At 61.7% G+C, this 1,809-nt stretch carries 2 protein-coding genes; both read left to right on the forward strand.

Features of this window, described 5'->3' with window-relative positions:
• On the forward strand, positions 1 to 986 hold a 986-nt coding region (locus RTS12_RS20735), incomplete at its 5' end, for a TRAP transporter substrate-binding protein (protein ID WP_312532056.1).
• Between the two features lie 8 nt (positions 987 to 994).
• Positions 995 to 1,809: helix-turn-helix domain-containing protein (locus RTS12_RS20740; protein ID WP_312532058.1), on the forward strand; the 815-nt coding region annotated here is incomplete at its 3' end.

Here is a 1,809-nt window from a genome sequence, read left to right on the forward strand (position 1 = left end):
GTGCGGCTGCCGGTGCACTGACGGCACCCTTTATCCGCCCAGGTGCGGCAAGGGCTGCCGAGTTCAGCTATAAAATCGCCAATAACCAACCGCTGGAGCATCCCAGCAACATCCGTCTGGGCGAGGCGGTAAAGTCGATTCTCGAAGAAACCTCGGGTGCGGTCGATATTCAGATCTTCCCCTCTAACCAACTTGGCGCCGATACCGATGTTCTGGGTCAGCTGCGCTCGGGCGGGGTCGAGTTCTTTCAGCTGTCACCGGTGATTTTGTCGACGCTGGTTCCCAATGCCTCGATCAGCGGCATCGGCTTTGCCTTCCCCAATTATGATACGGTCTGGAAGGCGATGGACGGCGATCTGGGCGCCTATGCGCGCGGCGAGATCGAAAAGGCCGGGCTCGTCGTGATGGATAAGATCTGGGACAACGGCTATCGCCAGACCACCTCATCCAAGCACCCGATTGTCAGCCCCAAGGATTTCGAAGGCTTCAAGATCCGGGTTCCGGTCAGCCCGCTGTGGACCTCGATGTTCTCGGCCTTTGGTGCGGCGCCCGCGTCGATCAACTTTGCCGAGGTTTATACCGCGCTGCAAACCGGCATTGTTGATGGTCAGGAAAACCCGCTGGCGATCATGCAGGTTGCCAAGATGTGGGAGGTCCAGAAATATCTGTCGCTGACCAATCACATGTGGGATGGCTTCTGGCTGCTGGGCAACCGTCGGGCATGGGGCGCATTGTCCGAGGATTATCAGCAGGTTGTTGCGAAGAACTTCAACGCTTCGGCGGAAAAACAGCGTGGCGATGTCATGGCGTTGAACACCACCCTGCGCGGAGACCTGGAAAAAGAGGGCTTCACCTTTAACGAGGTCGAACCGCAACCCTTTGAGGATAAGCTGCGCGAAGCGGGCTTTTATGCGCAGTGGAAAAAGACCTATGGCGATGCCGCCTGGGAAATTCTTGAAGCCGCAATCGGGCGCAAGCTCGCGTAACGATGGCTATGAAAGCGGCCTTATTCTCAGGCTCGGAACCGGCGCAAGATGTTGCGCCGGAGACGGGTGGCGCGCAGGCCGTCGGGCGGGCGCTATCTCTTCTGTCGCTTGTCGGCAGGGGCGGGGCCGAGGGAATGGGGCTGGCCGAGCTGTCGCAAACAGCAGGGCTGGCGCGCCCCACCGCGCGCCGGCTGCTTTTGGCATTGGGGGCGGCGCGTCTGGTTGATCAGGACCGTCAAACCCGCCGCTATCACCTTGGCCCCGAGGCCTTTTTGCTGGGGCATTTCGCCGAGGACCGCCACGGTATGCCGGTCCAGACCCGTGAGGCCATGCTGCGCCTTGCGCGGGAAAGCGAGGATACGGTTTTGCTGACCGTGCCACAGGACGATCACACCCTTTGCCTCGAGCGCATCGAGGGCGCCTATCCGGTCCGCACCCATGCGCTGATGCGCGGTGACCGCAAACCTGCGGGTGTCGGCGCTGGTGCGCTTGCGCTTTTGGCCGCACTTCCCGATGCCGAGGCGCGCATCCTGACCCAGCGCGCACGCCCCGAGATCGAGGCGATCAACGCAGCGCTTTACACCAATATCGACCAAGAGGTCGTCCAGGCGCGACAGCTTGGCTATGCCTTGAACCCCGGCCGGGTTGTCCCCGGTTCTTGGGGGTTGGGTATGGCCTTTCTCTGGCCCGACGGCCGCCCGGCTGGGGCGATTTCCTTGGCGGCAATCGAAGATCGCATGCGCCCCGAGCGTCGCCCGATGCTGATTGCAGCATTGCGGCGCGAAATCACCCTGATCGAGGGCAAGCTGGCGGCGCTTGGCAA

The sequence above is a fragment of the Paracoccus sp. (in: a-proteobacteria) genome, from assembly GCF_032007265.1.
Classification (GTDB): domain Bacteria; phylum Pseudomonadota; class Alphaproteobacteria; order Rhodobacterales; family Rhodobacteraceae; genus Paracoccus.